At 53.8% G+C, this 19048-nt stretch carries 17 protein-coding genes and 1 pseudogene; 8 read left to right on the forward strand and 10 right to left on the reverse strand.

The window, feature by feature from the left end; all coding sequences use genetic code 11:
* Positions 1 to 314: 314 nt before the first annotated feature.
* Both proA and proB read right to left on the reverse strand, forming a co-directional pair.
* Positions 315 to 1568, reverse strand: coding sequence for a glutamate-5-semialdehyde dehydrogenase (gene proA / locus BL249_RS17860; protein WP_099706750.1), 1254 nt, complete (start codon positions 1566 to 1568; stop codon positions 315 to 317).
* A gap of 11 nt (positions 1569 to 1579) precedes the next feature.
* Complete coding sequence (proB, locus tag BL249_RS17865) at positions 1580 to 2683, reverse strand: glutamate 5-kinase (RefSeq protein WP_099706749.1); 1104 nt, start codon at positions 2681 to 2683, stop codon at positions 1580 to 1582.
* A gap of 279 nt (positions 2684 to 2962) precedes the next feature.
* Here proB and ompC point away from each other — a divergent pair, with 279 nt between their 5' ends.
* A complete protein-coding gene (ompC, locus tag BL249_RS17870; protein ID WP_099706759.1) occupies positions 2963 to 4090 on the forward strand; it encodes a porin OmpC in 1128 nt (375 codons plus the stop codon).
* 173 nt (positions 4091 to 4263) lie between these two features.
* Here the strand turns inward: ompC and crl are convergent, their stop codons facing one another.
* The 3 genes from crl to gpt all read right to left on the reverse strand — a co-directional run bounded on the left by crl (position 4264) and on the right by gpt (position 6580).
* The gene (gene crl / locus BL249_RS17875) at positions 4264 to 4665 is read right to left on the reverse strand and encodes a sigma factor-binding protein Crl (protein WP_099706748.1); all 402 of its coding nucleotides are present in this window, start codon (positions 4663 to 4665) and stop codon (positions 4264 to 4266) included.
* A 52-nt stretch (positions 4666 to 4717) separates the two neighbouring features.
* On the reverse strand, positions 4718 to 5968 hold the full coding sequence (frsA, locus tag BL249_RS17880) for an esterase FrsA (protein WP_099706747.1): 1251 nt from the start codon (positions 5966 to 5968) through the stop codon (positions 4718 to 4720).
* 153 nt (positions 5969 to 6121) lie between these two features.
* Entirely contained in the window at positions 6122 to 6580 is a 459-nt protein-coding gene (gpt, locus tag BL249_RS17885; protein WP_099706746.1) for a xanthine phosphoribosyltransferase, read from the reverse strand.
* Between the two features lie 263 nt (positions 6581 to 6843).
* Between gpt and pepD the strand changes: the two genes are divergently transcribed.
* On the forward strand, positions 6844 to 8301 hold the full coding sequence (gene pepD / locus BL249_RS17890; RefSeq protein WP_099706745.1) for a beta-Ala-His dipeptidase: 1458 nt from the start codon (positions 6844 to 6846) through the stop codon (positions 8299 to 8301).
* 104 nt (positions 8302 to 8405) lie between these two features.
* Here pepD and dinB read toward each other — a convergent pair whose 3' ends face one another.
* The gene (gene dinB, locus BL249_RS17895) at positions 8406 to 9461 is read right to left on the reverse strand and encodes a DNA polymerase IV (protein ID WP_099706744.1); all 1056 of its coding nucleotides are present in this window, start codon (positions 9459 to 9461) and stop codon (positions 8406 to 8408) included.
* 245 nt (positions 9462 to 9706) lie between these two features.
* Here dinB and dpaA point away from each other — a divergent pair, with 245 nt between their 5' ends.
* A complete protein-coding gene (dpaA, locus tag BL249_RS17900) occupies positions 9707 to 10447 on the forward strand; it encodes a peptidoglycan meso-diaminopimelic acid protein amidase (protein ID WP_099706743.1) in 741 nt (246 codons plus the stop codon).
* On the opposite strand, the gene BL249_RS17905 is transcribed toward dpaA, so the two are convergent.
* Positions 10418 to 11185: a class II glutamine amidotransferase gene (locus BL249_RS17905; protein WP_099706742.1), complete on the reverse strand. Its 768-nt coding sequence runs from the start codon at positions 11183 to 11185 to the stop codon at positions 10418 to 10420. The genes dpaA and BL249_RS17905 overlap by 30 nt on opposite strands.
* Positions 11186 to 11277: 92 nt before the next feature.
* The gene (gene lpcA / locus BL249_RS17910; protein ID WP_099706741.1) at positions 11278 to 11856 is read right to left on the reverse strand and encodes a D-sedoheptulose 7-phosphate isomerase; all 579 of its coding nucleotides are present in this window, start codon (positions 11854 to 11856) and stop codon (positions 11278 to 11280) included.
* 213 nt (positions 11857 to 12069) lie between these two features.
* Here lpcA and fadE point away from each other — a divergent pair, with 213 nt between their 5' ends.
* From fadE to BL249_RS17925, 3 genes are all read left to right on the forward strand, one after another.
* Complete coding sequence (gene fadE, locus BL249_RS17915; RefSeq protein ID WP_099706740.1) at positions 12070 to 14523, forward strand: acyl-CoA dehydrogenase FadE; 2454 nt, start codon at positions 12070 to 12072, stop codon at positions 14521 to 14523.
* A gap of 268 nt (positions 14524 to 14791) precedes the next feature.
* Positions 14792 to 15952 carry a pyridoxal phosphate-dependent aminotransferase gene (locus BL249_RS17920; protein ID WP_099706758.1) on the forward strand — a complete coding sequence of 387 codons (1161 nt, stop codon included), beginning with the start codon at positions 14792 to 14794 and terminating at the stop codon, positions 15950 to 15952.
* On the forward strand, positions 15940 to 16707 hold the full coding sequence (locus BL249_RS17925; RefSeq protein WP_099706739.1) for an amidohydrolase: 768 nt from the start codon (positions 15940 to 15942) through the stop codon (positions 16705 to 16707). Before BL249_RS17920 ends, BL249_RS17925 begins: the two co-directional genes overlap by 13 nt.
* 21 nt (positions 16708 to 16728) lie before the next feature.
* Here BL249_RS17925 and hpxA read toward each other — a convergent pair whose 3' ends face one another.
* Together hpxA and BL249_RS19530 are read right to left on the reverse strand one after the other, a co-directional pair.
* A complete protein-coding gene (gene hpxA / locus BL249_RS17930) occupies positions 16729 to 17487 on the reverse strand; it encodes an allantoin racemase (protein WP_099706738.1) in 759 nt (252 codons plus the stop codon).
* 97 nt (positions 17488 to 17584) lie between these two features.
* Positions 17585 to 17703 (reverse strand): annotated as a pseudogene (locus tag BL249_RS19530) (IS1 family transposase); the annotation flags it as partial.
* 186 nt (positions 17704 to 17889) lie between these two features.
* Between BL249_RS19530 and BL249_RS17935 the strand changes: the two are divergent.
* Positions 17890 to 18363 carry a hypothetical protein gene (locus BL249_RS17935; RefSeq protein WP_099706737.1) on the forward strand — a complete coding sequence of 158 codons (474 nt, stop codon included), beginning with the start codon at positions 17890 to 17892 and terminating at the stop codon, positions 18361 to 18363.
* Between the two features lie 554 nt (positions 18364 to 18917).
* The coding region (locus tag BL249_RS17945; RefSeq protein WP_342633895.1) for an IS1 family transposase at positions 18918 to 19048 on the forward strand (131 nt) is incomplete at its 3' end.

Raw genomic sequence — 19048 nt, forward strand, 5'->3', positions numbered from 1 at the left:
CGCGATCAACAACCTGTTTGACTGCTTCAATTTTAAACTCTTCAGGATAACGCTTACCGCTCATGGGCACCTCTCTTTAAGTCATCTTAAATGACTCTGAGGTGTCTGTTAAACCCGTGGCGATTCACTTCGCATTACGAATGCGCTGCTCTACCAACTGAGCTATATCGGCGTGAGGTGGGTGAAATCACGGGCATTACGTTAAAAAAATTGCCGGAATGAGTCAATAGCATCGGGTGCAAGTGTGTTTTTTTCCGGCATTTTTTGTTTGTTTTTACCGCAGCAAGAACGGGTGCAGTGCGGCGCTGGTTAGCTTATACGCGCAGGCTGTCCTCGCCGAAAGCAATCCATTTATAGGTGGTCAGGGCTTCCAGTCCCATGGGTCCGCGCGCATGCAGTTTCTGGGTGCTGACAGCCACTTCGGCCCCCAGACCAAACTGCCCCCCATCGGTAAAACGCGTGCTGGCATTGACAAATACCGCCGCCGAATCCACCAGGCTAACGAAACGTTCAGCCTGGGCAAGATTACGCGTCAGGATGGCATCGGAATGCTGGGTGCTGTATTCGCGAATGTGACTAACCGCCTGGTCAAGGCCATCCACCAGCCTGACATTGAGATCCAGCGACAGCCATTCGTCACGATACTGGCTCTCCTGCACCGGGCTGACCGCCGCCGGACCGGATTGCAGTTGTGCAATAACATTGCTGTCTGCGTGCAGCCTGATGCCTTCCTGCGCCATACGGTCACTGAACGGTGCCAGAAACTGCCCGGCAATAGCGCGGTGTATCAGCAGCGTTTCCAGCGAATTACAGGCGCCAGGCCGCTGCTTTTTCGCATTAACAATCAGATCCAGTGCGGCTGCTGTTTCCATACTGTCATCAACAAACATATGGCAGACGCCGATGCCGCCGGTGATTACCGGGATAGTAGCGTTTTCCCGGCACAGCTTATGCAGTCCGGCCCCTCCCCGTGGGATCAGCATATCGATATAGCGGTCCAGCTTCAGCATCTGGCTGACCAGCGCCCGGTCGGGATTATCAATGGCCTGTATTGCGCCTTGCGGTAAACCGTGTTTTTCCAGCGCCCGCTGAATAACCTGCACCGTCGCGGCGTTGGTGCGGTAGGTTTCTTTACCGCCGCGTAAAATAGCAGCATTACCGGTTTTCAGGCACAGCGAAGCGACATCAACGGTGACATTGGGACGTGCTTCATAAATCACCCCAACCACGCCGAGCGGCACCCGACGCCGCTCAATACGCAGACCATTGTCAAGCAAGCCGCCGTCGATTATCTCGCCAATCGGGTCTGCCAGCTGGCAGACCTGGCGCACATCGTCAGCAATCCCCTGCAACCGTGCAGCGTTTAACATCAGCCGGTCCAGCAGCGCCTCACTCATGCCATTCTGACGGGCATCTGCCAGGTCCAGCTCGTTGGCACTGAGGATATGCGCGCGCTCTGCTTCAAGCCGATCGGCTATCGTCATCAGTACCCGATTTTTTTCTGCACTGGAGAGTACAGCAAGCTGGTAAGACGCTTCTTTTGCGGCCCGCCCCATCTGTTCAAGCATTTTCAGCCCCTTTAACTGACGATCATATCGTCACGGTGAACGGCAACCGGACCATATTCATATCCAAGAATATCGCTAATTTGCTGGGAGTGGTGGCCCGCGATCATCCGCATAGCGTCACTATTGTAGCGCGATACCCCATGCGCGACATCCCGTCCCTGCAAATTGCGGATGCGCACCACTTCGCCTCGGGAAAAGTTACCACTGATGGTACGAATCCCCTTCGGCAGCAGCGAACTGCCACGTTCAACAATGGCACTGGTTGCGCCGTCGTCAACAATGATTTCTCCGGCGGGCGGCGCGCCGAAAATCCAGCGTTTACGGTTTTCCAGCGGCGATTGCATAGCATGGAAACGGGTGCCAACCGCCGTACCGGCAATCACGTCACTGATTACGCCTGCTTTGCTGCCGGCAGCAATGATGGTGTCGATTCCGGCGCGACAAGCTACGTCCGCCGCCTGCAGTTTGGTGGCCATGCCGCCGGTGCCAAGCCCGGAGACGCTATCACCGGCCATGGTGCGTAACGCATCATCAATGCTGTGTACATCGGCTATCAGGCGGGCCTGCGGATTATTTCGCGGGTCGGCAGTAAACAGTCCGGGCTGGTCGGTTAACAGCAGTAATTTGTCGGCCCCCGCCAGAATAGCCGCCAGCGCAGAAAGATTGTCATTGTCACCAACCTTAATTTCGGCCGTTGCGACGGCGTCATTCTCATTAATGACCGGTACAATGTGGTTATCAAGCAATGCGCGCAAGGTGTCACGGGCGTTGAGAAAACGCTCGCGATCTTCCAGGTCGGCGCGGGTAAGCAGCATCTGACCAATATGGATGCCGTAAATAGAAAACAGTTGTTCCCACAGCTGAATAAGACGACTTTGTCCCACCGCTGCCAGCAGCTGTTTAGAAGCGATAGTCGGCGGCAGTTCCGGGTAGCCAAGATGTTCACGCCCCGCCGCCATTGCGCCGGAGGTAACAATCACGATGCGATGCCCGGCGGTATGCAGCTGGGCACACTGACGCACCAGCTCCACAATATGGGCCCGATTTAACCGGCGCGATCCGCCGGTCAGTACGCTGGTCCCCAGTTTCACTACCAGGGTCTGGCTGCTACGCATTTTTTCCTGCCGTTACTCAAAAAAAAGTTATTGAGCTGACTTTTTATCAGGAGTCGACAAGGAAACCAACCGCTGCAAGGGGAAATGGCAAAAAATACCCTGACACTGACTGACAAAAAAAGTTCGAACAATACCTCTCTGGCAACAAAATGTAATAAAAGCGTCATCAATAACAGGTAAAACAGGCGTGCACTCCGGACGGTATGAATGACCAGACCGCCGGTATAACAGCCATTGAGGCAAAAAACTTTACTCGTTCGGGATTGATAGCAAATGCAAATGAAGAAGAGCGTACTGGCAGTTGTCGTAGCTGCCCTGGCCATGTCTGCCGGCGCTAACGCCGCCGAAGTGTATAACAAAGACGGTAATAAACTGGACTTCTACGGTAAGCTGAAAGCGATGCACTACTTCAGCGACAATACCGGCAGTAATGGTGATAAGTCCTATGCCCGTATTGGCTTTAAAGGTCAGACTAAAATCAGCGATGACCTGACCGGTTACGGCCAGTGGGAATATCAGTACAACCTGAACAACTCTGAAGGCTCCGACTCTAACACCGGTAACAAAACCCGCCTGGGCTTTGCCGGTCTGAAATTCGCTGACGCTGGCTCATTCGATTACGGCCGTAACTATGGCGTGCTGTATGACGTTGAAGGCTGGACCGATATGTTCCCGGAATTCGGTGGCGATGGCACCGCGCGCGCCGATAACTTTATGACTCAGCGCGCAACCGGCGTGGCAACATACCGTAACAACAACTTCTTTGGTCTGATCCCCGGCCTGAAATTTGCGCTGCAATATCAGGGCAAAAACAGTGCTGATACCGCTAATGCCCGTGGCACCACCACCGGTAACGGCGACGGCTATGGCCTCTCAGTTTCTTACGCCATTCTGGACACCGGTCTGTCAGTCGGTGGCGCCTACACCTCTTCTGACCGCACGAATCAGCAGCAGTCGCTGGTCTTTGGTCACGGTGATAAAGCCGATGCGTTTGGCGGCGGCATCAAATATGACGCAAATGGCGTTTATCTGGCAGCGATTTATACCCAGACGTCAAACATGACACCATTCACCACCACCAATGCCATTGCCGGCGTAACCAGCAGCACCTCCACCACTTATACCGGTCTGGCTAATAAAGCCACTAACATCGAACTGGTTGCGCAGTATCAGTTTGACTTCGGTCTGCGTCCGTCCATCGGTTACGTACAGACCAAAGGCCACGACATCGAGCGCGGCGTTGGCGATGCGGACCTGGTTAAATACATTGACGTGGGTGCCACCTACTACTTCAACAAAAACATGTCTGCCATGGTTGACTACAAAATCAACCAGCTGGACAAAGACAACAAACTGGCGCTTAACAACGACGACGTAGTCGCCGTGGGTATGACCTACCAGTTCTGATGTCACAGGCTGCGCCCTGCCACAGGTGCAGTCTTTATTCTCTCGTTATGTGTCTGTAAACAAAGGCTGGGATTTCCAGCCTTTTTTCATTTCAGCCAGTAAAGACTGTGAGGATTAACCTGCAGACGCCGGTCTGACGCTGTCGTACCGCACCTGCGGCCGGGGTAAACCCATTATCCGGCCAGTGCTACCGGCTTGTCGTTGAAGTCTGCCGCGGGCTTGAGCGCCAGCTGATGTTCTGCCAGCAGCGCTTTCAGACGCTGATGAAAATCGCGCAGCGTCTCTTCAAGGCGCTGATGGGTCTCTTTTCCTTTAATTGCCGTCGCCTGCCACTGCCCCTGTTTGTCAAATAAACCGAAGTAGTATTCATAGGTAAAGTGATCGGCTTTCGCTTCCAGTTCCATCCACCATCCCCAGAATTCGCGCTGTTCCGGTGCCGGCTTCACGTTGACGCACACGGCCAGACAGTCGAAGAAAAAGCGGTCGCCCTGGCATTTACCTTCACGAATGTAGGGGCCTAGCGCGGTGAACTGTTTTACAAATTTACTCCGCAGGTGTCCACTTGGTAAGGTCATTTAGCGCGTTCCTGTTATCAGTCAATGAGTAATGCCTGTCAATAGTAGCAACTCAGACGCCGACGCGCTTCGCTATCCAGCGCGAAATTTGCTGTAACCCCTGCTGAAAACTCTGCATCACCGGCGAAGGGGTTATCTTCAGCAGCGAACCCTGTGCCGAAGACTGACTTATCAGTTGTGATTCAGAGGCCGGACTGAACGGGTCATCTGGCCAGAAACAGGACAGTATCGGGGTGGCGCAACGGCGCCCCAGCAAGCCCTGCACTTTTAAAGAATGACAGTTCAGTTCGTTACGCAGCGCTTCATCGCTGGTGTAAGACATACCAAGACGGCTGGCCAGTAAATCGAGATACATTGCAGGTATGGCGTCCTGCTGCTGCGGATCGCTCAACAGACGATGAACAATCGGCCCCATACAGGCCACACCTTTCAGCAATGGTCCTTCAAGGTAAGCCAGCCGTACCGCGATGCTGGCGCCAAAACGGTAGCCGAATGCAGCCACCCGGGTATGATCGATCCAGGGAACATCCACCAGTTGCCGCAGCACCTGCTGGTGCAGAAAGCTGGCATCCTCAGTCAGTTTCCATTTGGCAGAAAAACCAACGGAAGGAACATCAATGGTCAGCATCGCCAGCCCCAGCGGCGCCAGATAATCACGAAACAGACGATAGTGGTCGCTTTGTAAGGCATCAAGCGCCCCGCATATCAGTACGGTAGGATAAGAAGCACTGGCGCCGGCGGGCATATGTAAAAAACCGTTAATCGCACTGCCACCAGCAATACTGAAACTCAGCTCTTTGAGTTCTCCGGGGAAATAACGGGCCGCCTGCTCGTAAGCCCGGTTAGCCTGGACCTGCGCCTGATCGGCCAGCTGATCGCCTTTCAGATAGGGGTAACCTGCCAGACTGAATAAGGTTGCTGCCTGCATCCAGCACTCGCCGGCTCCGGCGCTGCCTTCCAGCAACTGGGCTTTATCCTGCCATTGCGCCGCCTGTTTTGACCACTCATATATCCAGTTGCCGCTACGATAACCTATAACGGTATCTAACTGCCCGGGACGGGTACGTGCCTGTTGGCTGAATGCAATACGTGACAGCACTTCGCTCAGCTCAACCGGAGCCACACCGCGCCATATCCACAGCAAGCGGTTAATCATGCGATACCAGCTATGCTGATTTTCACCGTCCAGCGCGGTACGGATCTGGCCGGGGTGAGAATGGGACTGCCGGCAGATTAAAGAAGAGGTTTCAGGGTGCGTAAAGCGCGGTTTAAACAGTTCTTCACTCAGATTTTTTGATGTCACTATCTGTTCCCCCGGCTGGCGCCTGACCCCAACAGCGTTTAGAGCTCAGCGACGTCAGACGCGAATCAGCAGGCAAGCCGCCTGCTCAGACAAATATGTTCAGCAAACCTGCACCATAGCGCAATCAACACGCAACACCCTGATCGACGTCAATCAGCCCTGAACAATCGGTGGAATATAAACTACACCCATATCCCAGGGTTGTTCTATCCAGGTGTTTTGCGGGATGTCGACCTGGTAATCGTCAACCAGCGGACGCCCTGCAGGCTTGGCAAAAACCGTGATAAAACGGGCTTTCGGATACAGGTTACGGATCGCCTGTGCGGTGCCACCGGTATCAACCAGATCATCAACCACGATAAAGCCCTCACCGTCACCCTCGGCACGCTTCAGAATTTGCATATCACGCTGGTTGTCATGATCGTAACTGGAAATACATACGGTATCGACATAGCGGATATTCAGCTCACGTGCCAGCAGTGAAGCAGGCACCAGGCCACCGCGACTAACCGCAATGATCCCTTTCCATTGTGCTGCCGGTAGCAGACGCTGGGCGAGTTTGCGGACATGAATTTGCAGCATGTCCCAGGTAACAACATATTTTTCACTCATGAAAGTATCCCGACCAGAAATAGTGGCTCAACAGGCATCGTGGGAAAGATTGCGCGAGATTATAGTGATCTGGCATATGAAAAACCAGCTTAACACCTGGCTTTACGCGACTTTTTGCCGGCAGCAAACGAGCGAATAAACGTAAACAGTGGTATTCTTGGCAGCCTGGTGCCGGTCTGTACCCGGCAGAGATGACTACCCGGATAACACCCACCGACGACGGCGATATTACTGCCGGATAACGGTTTAACAGGAGACCGATTGTGTCTGAATTGTCTCAACTATCACCACAACCGTTGTGGGATATTTTTGCTAAAATTTGCGCCATTCCCCACCCGTCTTTTCATGAAGAAGCGCTGGCAACGCACATTCTTAGCTGGGCGCAGGAGAAAGGCCTTTTTGCTGAACGCGATGCGGTCGGTAATATTCTTATCCGCAAACCGGCCAGCGCCGGTCTGGAACATCTTAAGCCGGTAGCATTGCAGGCGCATCTTGATATGGTGCCGCAGAAAAATAATGATACACAGCACGATTTTACGCGTGACCCGATTCAGCCCTGGATAGACGGTGAATGGGTAAAAGCACGCGGCACTACCCTCGGTGCCGATAACGGTATTGGCATGGCCTCAGCGCTGGCAGTGCTGGCGGATGAACATGTTGAACATGGCCCGCTTGAAGTACTGCTGACCATGACTGAAGAGACCGGAATGGACGGTGCCTTTGGTTTACAGCCCAACTGGCTGCAGGCTGAAATTCTGATCAATACCGACTCAGAAGAAGAAGGCGAAATCTATATGGGCTGCGCCGGCGGCATTGATGTCACCTCAGCCCTGTCACTGGCACGCGAACCCCTGCCAGCGGGTTATCAGACCTTCACGCTCACCCTGAAAGGACTGCGTGGCGGTCACTCCGGTGCCGATATTCATATGGGCCTTGGTAACGCCAACAAACTGCTGGCGCGCTTTCTGTTTAGCCATAGTCGCTTGCTGGATCTGCGTTTGCTGGATTTTAACGGCGGTACGCTGCGCAATGCCATTCCACGTGAAGCCTTCGCAACCCTGGCCGTGGCCAGCGATAAGCTCACAGCACTGGAAGCAGCGGTGCAGAGTTACCTTACCACCCTGAAAAATGAAGCCAGCCCGCTGGATAAAAACCTGACGCTGCTGATAGAACGCACGCAAAGCGACGTCCGCCCGTTAACAAATGCGTGTCGCGATCGCTTTGTTGCCCTGCTGAACAGCACCCCGAACGGCGTTATCCGCCAGTCCGATGTTATGAAAGGGGTGGTGGAAACCTCACTGAATATCGGGGTAGTGGCGTTTGACCAGCACCAGGCGCGTATTCATTGCCTGATCCGCTCGTTGGTGGACAGTGGTAAAGATTATGTGGTGGAAATGCTAACCGCGCTTGGTGAGCTGGCCGGTGCCACGACCACACCGAAAGGAGGGTATCCTGGCTGGCAACCCGATCCGCACTCGCCGGTCATGGCACTGGTGCGTGAAACGTACCAGAAACTGTTCAATAAAGTCCCCAACATTCAGGTTATTCATGCCGGTCTTGAATGCGGTCTGTTTAAGAAGCCTTACCCGCACATGGATATGGTCTCAATTGGCCCGACCATTACCGGGCCGCATTCTCCGGATGAACAGGTTAATATTGCCAGTGTAGGCCTTTACTGGCAGCTGCTGACGGCGCTACTGAAAGCTATTCCGGCAAAATAACCGCGGCAGGCGGGTGGCTACCCGCCTGCTCTGGCTGCGGCTGACACCCTCGCAGAACAGCCAGCAAAGTAACGCGCTGTGCCAGGCCAGAGCCCATGTGTCAGCTACAGACCCAGTAATAACTGTCGCTGCAACTGTGGATTGAGCAAGCTGACGTGTAATCCCACCAGCCGCACCCCACGACCGGCGCGACGCTCATCCCATGTTTTACGCGCCACGGCAATTAAATCTGCTTTATTCAGTTCCGGCCAGAGGTGTTCCTGAGTGGTGAGCTGAAAATCATCAAATTTCAGCTTCACTCCCTGACGCGCAATTTGCCGGTCAGGCATGATCTGCGTCAACCGGCGGGCCAGTTCGTCATAAAGCTGGTCAATAATGGCAAGACAGTCATCCCAGTGATGAATATCCTGTGCCAGCGTGCGTTCCACGCCGAGTGATTTTCGTAACCTTTCGGTAATCACTTCGCGTTCATCCACCCCATGACTGCGTTCCCAGAGTATGTGACCAAATTTACCAAACCGACGTAATAAGGCGGCCAGTTCGCTACGCTGCACGTCAGCACAGGTGTGCAAACCAAGCTCAGCAAGTTTTTTTCCGGTCACTTTACCGACACCAGGTATTTTTGCCAGCGGCAGCGACTGAAGAAATGCCGGAACCTGCTGCGGTGTAATAACATATTGTCCGTCTGGCTTGTTCATATCGGAGGCGATCTTTGCCAGAAACTTAACTGGCGCAACGCCGGCCGAAGCCGTTAGCGCCAGCTCACGCCAGATAGTCTGGCGTATGTCCTCTGCAATGAGCGTCGCCGACCCCTGACAGTGCTGGCTTTCACTGACATCAAGGTAGGCCTCATCCAGCGACAGCGGCTCCACCCGCGGGGTATAGCGGGAAAATATTTCGCGGATATGGTAACTGGCCGCCTTGTAAGCATCAAAACGGCCGGCAATCAGCTTAAGATGGGGACAGCGTTTTAATGCCATTGCGGTGGACATTGCGCTGTGTACACCGTATTTACGTGCAGGATAATTGGCGGTGCTGATGACGCCCCGGCTTTCACGGCTGCCGCCAATTGCAATAGGGATATCACGTAGCGAGGGGTTGTCTCGCATTTCAACGGCGGCAAAAAAACAGTCCATATCGACATGAATAATTTTACGCATAGCCCCTCCACAATACTGGATAAGTATACAGCAGTATAATTACCCTGCAAGGGATTACAGGAGCCAATCCTCGCCTTTCATTGGCCGGACAAGCCACAAAATTGAAATTCATGGTGTTTTTCGCGCGCGGTGACTTGATAAAAAAACAGACAATGATAATGTTGCCCGGCGATAGTAGAAAACTCCGATATCGTAAAAGCAGCGCATCTCCCGCGCCGGTTACATTGGTATTACAAGGAAATATAATGAGTAAAATCGCATGGCTGTTTGCGATGATCTTGCTGCCGGTTGTTTGTCTGGCCAGCCTTCCCGATCCGGTTTCTCCGCTGGCACCGGTCAGTAAAGAACTCAAGAAACAGCTTCTGGGTACGCCAGTTTATATTCAGATATTTAAACAGGAACGTACGCTGGAACTGTATGGCAAAGTCGGTAACGAATATCGTTTGCTTGACAGCTACCGTATTTGCAATTTTTCCGGCGGCCTGGGTCCAAAACGTCGCGCCGGTGATTTTAAAAGTCCGGAAGGGTTTTACAGCGTCGGCCTGTCACAGCTGAAACCGGACAGCCATTTTTACCGGGCAATTAATATTGGTTTTCCCAATCAGTACGACCGTGAAAAAGGCTATGAAGGTAAATATCTGATGATTCACGGCGCCTGCGTTTCCGTCGGCTGCTATGCCATGACCGATACCTATATTCAGGATATTTATGATTATGTGGCAGCCGCCCTGCACAATGGACAACCGCGGGTAGATATCAGTATTTATCCGTTCCGCATGACTGACAGCAATATGCAACGCAACCGCAACTCGGTTTACTACAGTTTCTGGCAGCAGCTGCAGCCGGCCTACGCTCAGTTTGTCAAAAACCATCTGCCGCCCGCTATCAGCGTCAGTGACGGCAAATATGTGCTTAATAACAGCCTGCCGGCGACGCCTTTTTCATCAGCACCGGCTTCAGCACTGGCGCTCACCAAGGCAGAATAACGCCCATTCACCGGGCGCAATCCGCTGCCAGGACTCATTACCGGTCAACGGTTGAGTCGCAATCACCGTGACCACGTCGTCGGGCGTGGTCTGCTTCTGAAAATCAATTTCCACATACTGATCAAGCAGCGTGGCTTTGCCAAACGGCGCGCGGCGGGTGATCCAGTAAAGGTTAGTTGAGCAATAGGCCATCAGGAAGTTGCCGTCTGACAGCAGCATATTAAACACCCCTTTCCCGCGTAGCTGTTGCGCCAGTCCGGCCACGTAACGAAACACCGCCGGCCAGTTGCCTGGCGTGCGCGGATAGCGGCTCGCCAGCTGGTGCAATAGCCAGCAAAAAGCCTGTTCGCTGTCGGTTTGCCCTACCGGACGAAAAGCACCGGTATCCAGCTGACGGTAGCCACGCAGCTGACCGTTGTGCGCATAAGTCCAGTTGCGCCCCCAAAGTTCGCGGGTAAAAGGATGGGTATTTTCCAGCGCGACCTGACCACGGTTAGCCTGACGAATATGGGCCACCACAGCACAGGATTTAATAGGATATTCCTGTACCAGGCGGGCAACCGGCGAATGAAAACTGGGTTGGGGATCTTTAAACGTCCGGCAGCCTTTACCTTCATAAAAGGTAATTCCCCAGCCGTCTTTATGCGGCCCGGTACCACCGCCACGCTGCACCAGGCCAGTAAAACTAAAACAGATATCCGTCGGGACATTGGCGCTCATCCCCAGCAATTCGCACATGCTACCGCCTTACACCACCGCAAACAGAGTATTAACCGCCGGGGGATAAAACTGCGCGTCCTGCTTCCCGGTCTCCCGCCCCCATAACGGGTCTATTTAACCATTTCTTTTTCAACCAGTAACATCAGAATATGAATAACCTTAATATGAATTTCCTGAATGCGGTCGGCGTAGCCAAAATGAGGCACCCGAATTTCAATATCTGCCAGACCGTTCATTTTGCCGCCGTCTTTGCCGGTCAGTGCAATCACCTTCATTCCCTGTTTTTTTGCCGCCTCAATGGCGTTGAGAATGTTAACCGAGTTACCGGAAGTTGAAAGCCCCAGTAATACGTCGCCGGCACGTCCGACCGCTTCAACATAACGTGAGAACACGTATTCAAAGCCAAAATCATTACTGACGCAGGAAAGATGACTGACGTCTGAAATGGCAATTGCCGGGTAGCCGGGGCGATTCTCACGATAACGACCGGTCAGCTCTTCGGCAAAATGCATGGCATCACAATGCGAGCCGCCATTACCGCAGGAGAGGACTTTCCCCCCTGCTTTGAAGGCATCGGCCAGCATCACCGCCGCCCGCTGAATAGCATGAATATTGGCGTCATGACTTAAAAATGCATTAAGGGTTTCAGCCGCTTCGTTAAGCTCAGCGCGGATAATATCCTGGTACATAGGTGGGACCTTCCTTCTCAAGAAATATCGCTGCCAGTGTACCCAAATGGTGTGAGTGCGCAAAGCGTTACCACCCGCCGGTGTGATGCCGTTATCTCTATAACGGAGTGTGAACTGTGTTGTAAATATTATGTAAATATATTGATCGGAGGCGGATTCTCATCTACACCTTTAACCAACAGGTCGGACCTCTTAGCACTTAGGGAGTAGGGTATGGTAGTTACGTTAGTTATCAGTATTGTTGCAACACTCGTCCTGATCAGCGTGTTGTTTTATCACCGGGTTCAGCTGGCGCTTGCCAGTGTCATCCTGCTTATCTGGGCCGGACTGATGGCCGCAGCAGATTTCTGGAGCGTCTGGCTACTGGTAGCGCTGGCAATCGTACTGCTGCCATTCAATCTGCCCGCTCTGCGCCGGGCGCTGTTTTCTAAACCGGTGATGCGAAGCTTTCAGAAAGTGATGCCGCCGATGTCACGCACCGAAAAAGAAGCAATAGATGCCGGTACCACCTGGTGGGAAGGCGAGCTTTTTCGCGGTAATCCTGACTGGAAAATGCTGCATGACTACCCGCCGCCGCGTCTGACTGAGGAAGAACAGGCTTTTCTTGACGGACCGGTCGAAGAAGCCTGCCGCATGGCCAACGATTTTGCTATTACCCACGAGATGGCCGATCTCCCGCCGGCATTGTGGGATTATCTTAAAGAACATCGTTTCTTCGCCATGATCATTAAAAAGGAGTATGGCGGCCTGGCCTTTTCTGCTTATGCCCAGTCACTGGTGTTACAAAAACTGGCCGGTGTTTCCGGCATTCTGGCTATTACCGTCGGAGTCCCCAACTCCCTCGGCCCTGGTGAACTGCTGCAACATTACGGTACTGATGAACAAAAAGATCACTATCTGCCCCGGCTGGCGCGCGGTGAAGAGATCCCCTGTTTTGCCCTGACCAGCCCCGAAGCGGGTTCTGATGCCGGCGCAATCCCTGACAGCGGCGTGGTCTGTATGGGGGAATGGCAGGGTCAGCAGGTACTGGGCATGCGCCTGACCTGGAACAAGCGTTATATTACCCTGGCGCCCATTGCCACCGTGCTGGGGCTGGCATTCAAGCTCTCCGATCCCGACCATCTGCTGGGCAATGACGAAGAGCTGGGAATTACCTGTGCGCTGATACCCACCGCAACCCCTGGGGTGGAAATCGGCCGGCGACATTTCCCCCTCAACGTGCCGTTTCAGAACGGTCCGACGCGCGGCAAAGATATTTTCGTGCCGATTGACTACATTATCGGTGGGCCAAAAATGGCCGGTCAGGGCTGGCGCATGCTGGTAGAGTGTCTTTCCGTCGGACGGGGTATTACGTTGCCGTCCAATGCCACCGGCAGCCTGAAATCAGTCGCCATGGCAATTGGCGCCTATGCCCATATTCGCCGCCAGTTCCGCTTGCCAATCGGTAAGATGGAAGGCATTGAAGAACCGCTGGCGCGCATTGCCGGCAATGCTTATGCCATGGACGCCGCCGCCTCGCTGATTACCTATGGCATTATGCTTGGCGAAAAGCCTGCGGTTTTGTCGGCTATCGTGAAACATCATTGTACCCATCGCAGCCAGCGCGCCATTATTGATGCGATGGACATCGCCGGCGGCAAAGGTATTATGCTCGGTAACAATAATTTTCTTGCCCGGGCTTATCAGGGCGCACCTATCGCTATCACGGTGGAAGGGGCCAACATTCTGACCCGCAGCATGATAATTTTTGGTCAGGGTGCGATTCGCTGCCATCCGTACGTGCTTACCGAAATGGCTGCGGCACAGAGTCAGGACCTGAAAGCGTTTGATCGGGCGCTGTTCAGCCATATCGGACATGTTGGCAGCAATATCATGCGCAGCCTCTGGCTAGGCCTGACTGGCGGGCGTACCAGCAGTACACCAACCGGCGATGCAACACGACGCTACTATCAGCATCTAAATCGCATTAGCGCAAATCTGGCTTTTATGGCAGATATTTCAATGGCGTGCCTCGGCGGCAGTCTGAAACGACGCGAACGCATTTCAGCGCGACTTGGCGACGTACTGAGTCAACTTTATTTTTCCTCTGCCGCACTGAAACGCTATCAGGATGAAGGACGACAGACCGCCGACCTGCCGCTGGTTCACTGGAGCGTACAGGATGCGTTGTTCCAGGCAGAAACGGCTATAGAAGAGTTGCTGCGTAATTTCCCTAACCGGGCGATAGCGGCGCTAATGCGGATGGTGGTTTTCCCGGCCGGCCGCCACTGCTATGCGCCAGACGATCGTCTCGACCATCAGCTGGCTCAGATTCTGCAACAGCCTTGCGCCACCCGCAGCCGTCTTGGTCGCGGCCAGTACCTGACGCCGGCTGAACACAATCCGGCCGGTCAGATGGAAGAAGCCCTGCAACACATTATCGCGGCGGAAACCATTCACCAGCGGCTATGTAAACAGCTGCAAAAAAATCTGCCCTTCACCCGCCTTGACGAGCTTGGCCAGCAGTGGTTGCAAAAACAGCTAATCAGTAAGGAAGAAGCCGATATACTCAGCCAGGCGGAAGCCAGTCGTTTACGCAGCATTAACGTTGATGATTTTGCCCCGGAAGAACTGGCGACCAAACCGGTAAAAAAGCCGGAGAACGCACGTAAAGTGGCTGCGGCCTGACTCCGGCGAGGCCGCAACCGCTTGTTGATTTGAGTATCGGTTTGCCCCACCGCAGCGGCTGCCAGCATACCCTATGCTCAGCCGTTGTGGTGGGCATGGCAGCCAGTCGGCTTACCCAGCAAATCGTAAGGTCAGTGGCCTGTTCCTTTCCCCCGCTGCGCTGATTCTGCTGTTGCTGTCAGCATGCAGATTGCCAAAAATTAACATCATGTTAAAATTTGCCACTCTGACAGCCCGTCATCTGTTTGTGCAAAAAAGGGAAAGAACCATGAGTAACACGCGGTTGGCGCCTGCAAGCAAGCTCCCTGCGCTGGGAACCACTATTTTTACCCGGATGAGCACGCTGGCACAGCAGCACAACGCCATTAATCTGTCACAGGGATTCCCTGATTTTGACGGGCCGGATTACCTTAAACAGCGGCTGGCTTACCATGTCAATGCCGGCGCTAACCAGTACGCACCAATGACGGGCGTAACCGCACTTCGTCAGGCCATTGCCAGCAAAACCGGCAGGTTGTATGACTATCTGCCGGACCCGGAACAGGAAATTACCGTCACGGCGGGTGCCACTGAGGCTATTTATGCGGCAATTACTGCGCTGGTACGTGACGGTGACGAAGTGATCTGTTTCGATCCCAGCTATGACAGCTATGCGCCGGCTATTGCGCTGGCGGGCGGCACGGTCAGGCGCCTGCCCCTGCAACCGCCGGCATTCCGCGTCGACTGGTCAGCATTTAGTGCCCTGCTGTCATCCCGTACCCGTCTGGTTATCCTTAATACTCCGCATAATCCCTCAGCCACCGTCTGGCAGACGGAGGATTTTGCCGCGTTATGGCAGGCGATCGCCGCCCAGGAGACCTATGTACTGAGCGATGAAGTATACGAACATATCTGTTTCGCGCCGGGCGGACATATCAGTCTGCTGACCCATCCGCAGCTGCGCGAACGGGCGGTTGTCGTCTCTTCCTTTGGCAAAACCTACCATATGACCGGCTGGAAGGTGGGATACAGCATTGCACCCACGGCAATCAGTGCGGAAATCCGTAAGATTCATCAGTATCTGACTTTTGCCGTCAATACCCCGGCTCAGCTGGCGCTGGCGGATATGCTCGAAGCCGAACCGCAACACTACCTTACGCTGCCGGATTTTTATCGCGCCCGCCGTGACCATTTCATCCGAGCCCTGAGCGCCAGCCGTTTTCATCTTTTGCCCTGCCAGGGCAGCTACTTTTTACTGGCAGATTACAGCGCGCTTTCGGATCTGGACGATGTAGCATTCTGTGAATGGTTAACCACCGACGTCGGCGTAGCCGCTATTCCTCTGTCGGTGTTCTGCTCCGGCGCCTTTCCCCATAAACTCATCCGCCTGTGCTTTGCTAAACAGCAGGCTACGCTGGATGCAGCTGCGGAGCGCCTGTGTCAACTTTAAACGTGACCGTATTGCAGCAACCGCTGGTATGGATGGATGGCGAAGCTAATCTGAGCCATTTTGACACCCTGATGCAGCCGCTCACAGCGCGTGATCTGATCGTACTGCCGGAGATGTTTACCACCGGCTTCGCAATGCAGGCGGCCCAGCGTTCCCTTCCCGAGTCAAGAGTCATTGAGTGGCTACAAGGCCATGCCCAACAGACTCATGCACTGCTGGCAGGCAGCGCGGCAATTCAGACCGAAAAAGGAGCAGTTAACCGTTTTCTGTTGGTGGAGCCTGATGGCAAGGTCCACCGCTATGATAAACGTCATCTGTTTCGCATGGGGGAAGAACATCAGCACTATCTGGCAGGCGAACGACGCGAAGTCATTGAATGGCGTGGCTGGCGTATTTTGCCGCAAATCTGCTATGACCTGCGCTTTCCGGTGTTTTCCCGTAACCGTGGCGACTACGATCTCGCTGTGTATGTAGCAAACTGGCCTGCCGCCCGCACCCATCACTGGCAAACGCTGTTACTGGCCCGGGCAATTGAAAACCAGGCGTATGTTCTGGGTTGTAACCGCGTAGGTAGCGATGGCAACCAGCTGGATTACTGCGGCGACAGCCTGATAATCAACCCGATGGGTGAAATTATCGCCAGCGCACCGCCGCACCAGCCGGCGCGCCTTGACGCCACACTTTCCCTGGAAACACTCAGCGATTACCGCGAACGCTTCCCCGCCTGGCGCGATAGCGATAGCTTCACGCTTTAATGTTTAACTGGTGCCCCGCGCCTAACGCACACTACCGCCCCCGGAGTTAAACCGGTGGAATTTTCCACTCAGTAACTTGGCCTCCGGCCAGGCAAGGTCGCCATGTTTACTGGTAGATAACCCCAGCGCCACAAGCGACTCCACCATTTTTACCGCCGCACTGACGCCATCAATCACCGGCACATCCAGCTCCGCGCTCAGGGTACGGGCCAGGTCGGCCATCCCCCCGCAGCCAAGGACAATCGCGCCACAGCCATCCGCTTTGATGGCCTGAATGCAGCAATCACGGACTTTGCGCTGTGCTCGCCCGCTGCCGTCCTCCAGTGCCTGTACCGGCAGATCAATCGCATGCAGCGCCGCACAGTGCTGACTGAAGCCATAACGCTCAAGCAAGTGGCGTGCAATGATCAGCGTACGTGGCAGGGTCGTAACAATAGAAAAACGCGTCGAAACCAGCGTTGCCAGATGCATAGCCGCTTCGGCAATGCCAATCACCGGTGCACGCGCCAGCTCGCGGGCCGCCAGTAATCCGGGGTCACCAAAACAAGCGATAATATGGCCATCCACCCCCTGCTCACGGCCAGCTTTTATCTGTTCAAGCACGCCAAGGGCGGCAATCGCCTCATCAAAATGACTTTCAATGGATGGCACGCCGTCAGACGGACAGACCGCAATAATCTCGCTACCGGCTCCGGCAACCTCACGGGCAGCGTTAGCGATAATTTCTGTCATAGCCTGACTGGTATTGGGATTAATAATCTGAATGCGTATCCGTGACATATACTGCTCCTTATATCCGGCTAAACACCGGGCGAACTCACTTAATTTGTACACTGAATGCGGCAGGCTAGCCATAACCTTCTGCCTGACCGCCAGAAACGAAGCACCATTGCACGTCGGGTTCGCAGATCAGCGCCACATCGTCATAGGCGACAGACCTGGACGTTACTCGCTTCGGCGTGAATTTTTCAAATAGCGTATCCCCGTGTTGATACCGAAGTCTGTATTATACATCAGATTCAACCAATCAAAATTATCAGCCTAACAAAACAAAAAAATAAATAAATAAAAAATCATCACAACAGAGTAATAATAAAAACAGAATAACTGACAGACAGGTAAAATAAACAACTAAAAAATAAATTTTACCGGGTTAGTCATAAAACGAAAAATAATAAAAAGATGAGAGAGAACCGATACCCCCCTGACAGGCAATACGCAGAAAATAAGCAACTCGTCACCCTATTAAACATTGAATATGCCTATCAGTGGCTAATACAGGCACGCAAACAGTATCCGGACCATGCCGATATATGGCACCTGCGTTTTCACTGGCAGCGGGAGCGCGATATTATCTTGTCTCAGCTGAATAGAGGTGAATACCGATTCTCTCCGTTGCAAATAATTAAGAAGGCATCAGGCGAAACCCTGGCGCTCTGGTCATCCCGGGATGCGCTGGTATTAAAAATGCTGACCAGCCTCCTGGAAACCCGACTTCCCGTTCACCCGCTGTGCGAACACGTCAAAGGCCACGGCGGGGGCCGGCAGAGCACCCTGCGCGTTGACCATCACCTGAAGGCCCACGGCACGCCGTTTGTCTTTCGTACCGACCGGGGATACCGACAGAACAGCGTTGTATACCTGCCAAGGGCGTAACGCCTCGTTCACGGCCCCTGCTCATCGCATCACGGATCTAAGGGATGTAGATCGCGCCTTGTGTCCCTAGCGGATACCTATCGGCAGGTATTTGTTGTCTTGTGTATGTCGATATTGTGTAGTTGAGCGCCGTGGCCGGCTGGGATAGTGCGAACCAATTGTCCGTAGTCACCTCCGAACTCTGGTGATCGGTGAACTGGACTTCCACGCAAATGCTGTAGCCTGTGTAACGACCGGTCAGCGTGCGGAGCGAGGCCGTATGATCGCATTCACTCCCTACCTCGGGGGTGAATCGGAACGCGAGATATGCTGGGTTGCCTGACTTGGTGTAAATGCTGCCGTTGGCTACGATCGTGAGAGCGGGTATGTCGCCGGGCATGAGGCCGGTGACGGCCGTTAATGAGTTTTGCGCTTGCTCGCTTGCGGCGACAGATAATGTGACAATTTTTGACTTAATTGATGTCTCGTCAACTCCGGCTGCATGAGCGCTTCCGAAGGGTGATGCCTCTAATTGGTTGAATCTGATGTATAATGCGGGCTTTTGAGGTTCTCTTATGGCCAGCGTTAACGTTCATTGTCCCCGTTGTCAGTCTGTTCAGGTTTACCGCCATGGTCAGAACCCTAAAGGCTATGACAGATTTCGCTGCCGTGACTGCCACCGCGTGTTTCAACTCACTTACGCTTA

The organism is Erwinia sp. OLFS4 (genome assembly GCF_002752165.1).
Taxonomy (GTDB): Bacteria; Pseudomonadota; Gammaproteobacteria; order Enterobacterales; family Enterobacteriaceae; genus Izhakiella.